The organism is Frankia sp. AgPm24 (assembly GCF_023243055.1).
Taxonomy (GTDB): Bacteria; Actinomycetota; Actinomycetes; order Frankiales; family Frankiaceae; genus Frankia; species Frankia umida.
The window spans coordinates 1-6,524 of the sequence record NZ_JALKFW010000029.1 but is presented as its reverse complement, the minus strand read 5'-3'; the positions used below and the strand labels follow the sequence as shown (position 1 = coordinate 6,524).

6 protein-coding genes are annotated in these 6,524 nt (G+C 68.1%); 5 read left to right on the top strand and 1 reads right to left on the bottom strand.

What is annotated here, in order from left to right; all coding sequences use genetic code 11:
- The first annotated feature begins 219 nt into the window (after positions 1–219).
- Positions 220–966 (top strand): RluA family pseudouridine synthase, encoded by a 747-nt coding sequence (locus tag MXD61_RS05235; protein WP_248811718.1) that lies wholly within the window; start codon positions 220–222, stop codon positions 964–966.
- Here the strand turns inward: MXD61_RS05235 and mug are convergent.
- Positions 948–1,535 (bottom strand): G/U mismatch-specific DNA glycosylase, encoded by a 588-nt coding sequence (gene mug / locus MXD61_RS05230; protein ID WP_248811717.1) that lies wholly within the window; start codon positions 1,533–1,535, stop codon positions 948–950. The genes MXD61_RS05235 and mug overlap by 19 nt on opposite strands.
- A gap of 677 nt (positions 1,536–2,212) precedes the next feature.
- Here mug and rpsL point away from each other — a divergent pair.
- From rpsL to tuf, 4 genes are all read left to right on the top strand, one after another.
- Positions 2,213–2,587, top strand: coding sequence for a 30S ribosomal protein S12 (gene rpsL, locus MXD61_RS05225; protein ID WP_009740532.1), 375 nt, complete (start codon positions 2,213–2,215; stop codon positions 2,585–2,587).
- Positions 2,587–3,057, top strand: coding sequence for a 30S ribosomal protein S7 (rpsG, locus tag MXD61_RS05220; RefSeq protein WP_101832667.1), 471 nt, complete (start codon positions 2,587–2,589; stop codon positions 3,055–3,057). Before rpsL ends, rpsG begins: the two co-directional genes overlap by 1 nt.
- Positions 3,058–3,063: 6 nt before the next feature.
- Positions 3,064–5,160, top strand: coding sequence for an elongation factor G (gene fusA, locus MXD61_RS05215; protein ID WP_248811716.1), 2,097 nt, complete (start codon positions 3,064–3,066; stop codon positions 5,158–5,160).
- Between the two features lie 76 nt (positions 5,161–5,236).
- Positions 5,237–6,430 carry an elongation factor Tu gene (tuf, locus tag MXD61_RS05210; RefSeq protein WP_163547629.1) on the top strand — a complete coding sequence of 398 codons (1,194 nt, stop codon included), beginning with the start codon at positions 5,237–5,239 and terminating at the stop codon, positions 6,428–6,430.
- Positions 6,431–6,524 lie beyond the last annotated feature (94 nt).

The window sequence follows — 6,524 nt, the reverse complement described above, 5'->3', positions numbered from 1 at the left end:
GATCTCCCCGCTTATGTTCGTCGGCTGCGTCATTTGTTAATACGCGACCGGCCCGGTTCTCTCCCCCCGGAGGGAACCGGGCCGCCGTCGTCATGTGGCGGGAAGCCGTCATGTGGCGGGAAGCCGTCATGTAGGGGAACAGGAGTGAGGACCTTGGCAGTGGAGACGGGGACCTGGGCGAGCCTGCGCGCGCGGCACCTCGTGCACGAGGACGAGACGATGCTGGCGCTCGACAAGCCCGCCGGGATCTCGGTCATGGGGGAGCGCCACGACACCGACCTCGTCCGCCTGGCCGCGGCGCTGGGCGAGGAGCTCTTCCCCGTCCACCGCATCGACAAGGTCACCTCGGGGCTGATCCTGTTCGCCCGCGAACTACGCTTTCACGGTGACCTGACCCGCCAGTTCGCCCGGCGCACCGTCGACAAGTGCTACCTGGCGCTCACCCGGACCCGCGGTCTGCCCGCGGCCGGCATCATCGACCTTCCGCTCAGCGTGGGGCGTAAGAACCGGGTCCGCATCGCCGCCAACCGCGCCGACATCCTCGCCGAGCCCGCGGGTGACGCGCTGTGCTGGACGGTGCGGTCGGGGGCGGCGTTCGACCATGTCCGGGTCTACCCGTCCGTCACGACGTTCGTCCGGGTCTGGGAGGGCGGCGAGTTCACGCTGCTGGCGGCCACCCCGGTCAGCGGGCGCCGCCATCAGATCCGCGTCCACCTGGCCTGGATCGGTCATCCGATCGACGGTGATCCCCTGTTCGACCGCGCCGCCACCGGACGGGCGCTGCTGCACTCCTGGCGGCTGGCCCTCGACGTCGGCGGGCAGCGCCGACGGCTCGAGGCCCCACCCGGCGACGACTTCTGGACGCCGACCGCAGGGCTGCTCCCGGGCTCCCTGACGGCCGAACTGCCAGCTCTCGTCCCCTGGGGTGGGGACGTCGCCCCAGGGGCTCAGGAAGGCCGCGGGTAGGCGGCCCGGCGTAGCTCGCCGTAGGCCCTTGCCAGGTCGGGAAGCTGGTAGTGGGCGTTGAGCCCACTGGGGTTGGGCAGCAGCCAGATCCCGGCGGGCCCGAGACGCTCGGGTTGGCGGCCCACCCTGGCCTGGCGACGGCGAAAACCGACCCGATAGGCGGCCAGACCCAGGAAGGCGACGAAATCCGGCTCGATCCGTTCGACCAGGGCGGTGAGGCGGGGTATGCCGGCGCGGATCTCGGCGTCGTCGATCTCGTCGGCGCGGGCCGTCGAGCGCTGGACCAGGTTGGTGATGCTGATGCCACGGCTGGTCAGCTCACCGGTCTCGCTCGGGTGCAGGCGACGTGGGGTGAAGCCGGCCAGCTGCAGGGCCGGCCAGAGCCGATTGCTCGGGGTGCCGAAGTGGAAGCCGGTCGCCCCGGACTCCAGGGACGGGTTGATGCCGCAGAGAAGCACCACGGTTCGCGGGGCGAGCAGATCGGGAACGATGCTGCCCCGCGCGGCCAGGATCCGCGCGCGTGTCGGCCGCGGTGCGCCCGTCGGCCCTGCCTCGACTGGGTCGGACATGTTCCGCGGCCCCTCGTTTGCCGGTATCGTGCTGTCTGGTACAGCGTGCCAGCGACTGCTGGTTGGCTGTTGGGCCGGCCGCTGGTCGGCCGCGGGCTAACAGAGTGTCTGTCCTCCTGGTGCTGATGGCGTAAGAGTCCGGCCGCCCCGTGATGCGGGTAGTGGATTGCTGGCTCTTGGTGTTCGCCAGGCTCCTCACCAGCCGCGATCCTGTCGCGGCGGGCATGTCGGTGTCTGCGTCGGAGGTCGGGCGGCACCCTGTTCGACACCCGGTGCAGCCGTGGAGTACTGTTGACGCCTGTGGCCGGAGCCCGCGTGGCTCTGGCGTGCGTCCCGTACTTCGATGTGGCGCCGTGGTGCCGAGCAGGCTGGTGAAATGCCAGCGCTCAGGCGGCCGTCGGCGACTGTCGGGCTCGGTTCCGCGATGCGGCTGGGCGGGTCAGGCGTGCTTTCCACACCGTAGCTGGATCTTTTTGTTGGATTCGCACGGTCGGAGGGTGCGACACACCCGACCGCGTGGGTCGGGGAACCGGTCGGAGTCAGCAGACGACACCAGGCGGTATCGGGGTGATTCCCGGCAGCTCGGGTGCAGGGCGCAGGCGGACATGCAGGTAGGCCGGGTACCGGTCTGGTTGCCCAAGGCAGTACGACGAGGCGTGACAGGAACGGGAGCGGCGTTGCCCACGATCCAGCAGCTGGTCCGCAAGGGCCGGCAGGACAAGGTCGAGAAGACCAAGACCCCGGCACTCAAGGGGAGCCCTCAGCGTCGTGGTGTGTGCACCCGCGTCTACACGACCACTCCGAAGAAGCCGAACTCCGCGCTGCGCAAGGTGGCACGTGTCCGGCTGAACAGCGGGATCGAGGTCACCGCCTACATCCCGGGCGTCGGCCACAACTTGCAGGAGCACTCGATCGTCCTCGTGCGTGGCGGCCGGGTGAAGGACCTGCCGGGCGTCCGCTACAAGATCGTTCGTGGCGCCCTCGACACGCAGGGCGTCCGTAACCGCAAGCAGGCTCGCAGCCGTTACGGCGCGAAGAAGGAGAAGGGCTGATGCCGCGCAAGGGGCCCGCGCCCAAGCACGCCGTCGTCGTCGACCCGGTATACGGGTCGCCGCTGGTGACCGCGCTGGTGAACAAGGTGCTGATGAGCGGCAAGAAGTCCGTCGCCGAGCGCATCGTGTACGGCGCGCTTGAGGGCGCGAAGAACAAGACCGGTAACGACCCGGTCGTCACACTCAAGCGGGCGCTGGACAACGTGAAGCCCACGCTGGAAGTGCGCAGCCGCCGTGTTGGTGGCGCCACCTACCAGGTGCCGGTGGAGGTGCGGGCCGGTCGCAGCACGACCCTCGCGCTGCGCTGGCTCGTCGGCTACTCCCGAGCTCGTCGCGAGAAGACGATGACCGAGCGGCTGATGAACGAGCTCATCGACGCGAGCAACGGTCTCGGCGCCAGCGTGAAGCGCCGGGAGGACACCCACAAGATGGCGGAGTCCAACAAGGCCTTCGCCCACTACCGTTGGTAGCTCGAGATGCCTTCTGACGCAGACTCCTCTCTGGCCAGGACCCGCAACATCGGGATCATGGCCCACATCGACGCGGGCAAGACCACCACCACCGAGCGCATCCTCTTCTACACCGGTGTGAACTACAAGATCGGTGAAGTCCACGAGGGTGGCGCCACGATGGACTGGATGGAGCAGGAGCAGGAGCGGGGGATCACCATCACCTCCGCCGCCACCACCTGTATCTGGCGCGACCACACCATCAACATCATCGACACGCCTGGCCACGTCGACTTCACCGTCGAGGTGGAGCGCTCGCTGCGGGTCCTTGACGGTGCGGTCGCGGTGTTCGACGCCGTCGCCGGGGTCGAACCGCAGAGCGAGACGGTCTGGAAGCAGGCCGACCGCTACGACGTCCCGCGGATCGCCTTCGTCAACAAGATGGACCGGGTCGGCGCGGAGTTCCACCGCTGCGTCGACATGATGGTCGACCGGCTTGACGCGACGCCCGCCGTCATCCAGCTCCCCTGGGGTGTGGAGTCGGACTTCCGTGGCGTCATCGACCTGATCCGGATGAAGGGTCTCCTCTGGCAGTCGGAGGACAAGGGCGCGTCGTACGACTCCGTCGACATTCCGGCCGATCACGCCGAGGCCGCGCAGGAATGGCACGACAAGCTGGTGGAGACCGTCGCCGAGAACGACGACGAGCTCATGGAGCTCTACCTCGAGGGCGAGGAGCCCACCGAGGAGCAGCTCGTGGCCGCGCTGCGGCGCGCCACGCTCGCCAGCAAGATCAACCCGGTGCTGTGCGGGTCGGCGTTCAAGAACAAGGGTGTCCAGCCGATGCTGGACGCGGTGGTCGACTTCCTGCCGAACCCACTCGACATCGGTGCCACGGTTGGCCACTCGGTCAGCGACGAGGCCGCCGAGGTCCGCCGGGAGCCGAGTGAGAGCGAGCCGTTCTCCGCGCTCGCCTTCAAGATCATGAGCGACCCGTACGTCGGCAAGCTGACCTACATCCGGGTCTACTCCGGCAGGATCAACGGTGGCTCCCCGGTCCTGAACTCCACCAAGGACCGCAAGGAGCGCATCGGGCGCATCCTGCAGATGCACGCCAACCACCGGGAGGACCGCGACGGTGTCGGCGCGGGCCAGATCGTCGCCGTGGTGGGGCTGAAGAACACCACCACCGGTGACACGCTCTGCGACCCGACCGCGCCGGTGATCCTGGAGTCGATGACGTTCCCGGCTCCGGTCATCCACGTCGCGATCGAACCGAAGACCAAGGCCGACCAGCAGAAGCTGGGCACCGCGATCCAGCGGCTCGCCGAGGAGGACCCGACCTTCCAGGTCCGCACCGACGAGGAGACCGGCCAGACGATCATCGCGGGTATGGGCGAGCTGCACCTTGACGTGCTGGTCGACCGGATGCGCCGCGAGTTCAGCGTCGAGGCGAACGTCGGCAAGCCGCAGGTCGCGTACCGGGAGACCATCCGCCGCAAGGTGGAGAAGGTCGACTACACGCACAAGAAGCAGACCGGCGGCTCCGGCCAGTACGCTCGTGTGATCATCAGCCTCGAGCCCTCCGGCGGTGACGGCGGCGGGTACGAGTTCCAGAACAAGGTCACCGGCGGTCGCATCCCCAAGGAGTACATCCCCTCGGTGGACGCCGGGTGCCAGGAGGCCATGGAGTTCGGCGTGCTCGCCGGCTACCCGCTGGTCGACGTCAAGGTCACCCTCCTGGACGGCCAGTACCACGACGTGGACTCCTCGGAGCTCGCGTTCAAGATCGCCGGCTCGATGGTCTTCAAGGACGCGGCCCGCAAGGCCGATCCGGTTCTGCTCGAGCCGCTGATGGCCGTCGAGGTCACGACACCCGAGGACCACATGGGTGACGTGATCGGCGACCTGAACTCGCGGCGTGGTCAGATCCAGGCGATGGAGGAGCGCGGCGGGTCGCGCATCGTGCGAGCCACGGTTCCGCTGTCGGAGATGTTCGGCTACGTGGGTGACCTGCGGTCGAAGACGTCCGGCCGGGCCAGCTACTCGATGCAGTTCGACTCCTACGCCGAGGTTCCCGCGAACGTCGCCAAGGAGATCATCGCCAAGGCGCGGGGGGAGTGACCGTCTCCGCGGCGTGAGCAACACCCCCACCTGACGACAACACAGCACGACACCACCCGTCCTTGGAGGGACACCCGTGGCGAAGCAGAAGTTCGAGCGGACCAAGCCGCACGTCAACATTGGCACCATCGGTCACATCGACCATGGCAAGACCACGCTGACCGCTGCGATCACCAAGGTCCTGCACGACGCATACCCGGACCTCAACCCCTTCACGCCGTTCGACCAGATCGACAAGGCGCCGGAGGAGAAGGCCCGCGGCATCACGATCTCGATCGCGCATGTCGAGTACCAGACCGACTCGCGTCACTACGCGCACGTCGACTGCCCGGGTCACGCGGACTACATCAAGAACATGATCACCGGTGCCGCGCAGATGGACGGCGCGATCCTGGTGGTCTCCGCGACCGACGGCCCCATGCCGCAGACGAAGGAGCACGTGCTGCTCGCTCGTCAGGTCGGTGTGCCGTACATCGTCGTCGCGCTGAACAAGGCCGACATGGTCGACGACGAGGAGATCCTCGAGCTCGTCGAGCTCGAGGTCCGCGAGCTGCTCAGCTCGTACGAGTTCCCCGGCGACGACGTCCCGGTCATCCGCGTCTCCGCGCTCAAGGCGCTGGAGGGTGACAAGGAGTGGGGCGCCAAGCTGCTCGAGCTCATGGCGGCGGTCGACGAGTCGATCCCCGAGCCCGTGCGTGAGATCGACCGCCCGTTCCTGATGCCGATCGAGGACGTCTTCACGATCACCGGTCGTGGCACTGTTGTCACCGGCCGCATCGAGCGTGGAATCGTCAAGGTCAGCGAGACGATCGAGATCGTCGGCATCAAGCCGGAGACGACCACCACGACCGTCACCGGTGTCGAGATGTTCCGCAAGCTGCTCGACGAGGGCCAGGCCGGCGACAACGTCGGACTCCTCCTTCGCGGCATCAAGCGTGAGGACGTCGAGCGCGGCCAGGTCGTCGTGAAGCCGAAGTCGATCACCCCGCACACGGTGTTCGAGGCTCGCGTCTACATCCTGAACAAGGACGAGGGCGGCCGCCACACGCCGTTCTTCAAGAACTACCGTCCGCAGTTCTACTTCCGCACCACGGACGTCACCGGCGTCGTGACCCTCCCGGACGGTACCGAGATGGTCATGCCGGGCGACAACACCGAGATGACGGTCGAGCTGATCCAGCCGATCGCCATGGAGGAAGGTCTGCGCTTCGCCATCCGCGAGGGTGGCCGGACCGTCGGCGCGGGCCAGGTCACGAAGGTTCTCAAGTAGTACGGCGGGGGGGGGGGGGGGCGCCCGCGGGGCCCCCCCCCCCCCCCCCCCGGCCCCCCCCCGGCCGGGGGGGGGGGCCCCCCCCCGCGGCGCC

Bases quoted from the DNA above. Each gene is read 5' to 3' on its own strand.
- MXD61_RS05235 (WP_248811718.1), top strand. From the start codon at position 220: ATGCTGGCGCTCGACAAGCCCGCCGGGATCTCGGTCATGGGGGAGCGC.
- mug (WP_248811717.1), bottom strand. From the start codon at position 1,535: ATGTCCGACCCAGTCGAGGCAGGGCCGACGGGCGCACCGCGGCCGACA.
- rpsG (WP_101832667.1), top strand. From the start codon at position 2,587: ATGCCGCGCAAGGGGCCCGCGCCCAAGCACGCCGTCGTCGTCGACCCG.
- fusA (WP_248811716.1), top strand. From the start codon at position 3,064: ATGCCTTCTGACGCAGACTCCTCTCTGGCCAGGACCCGCAACATCGGG.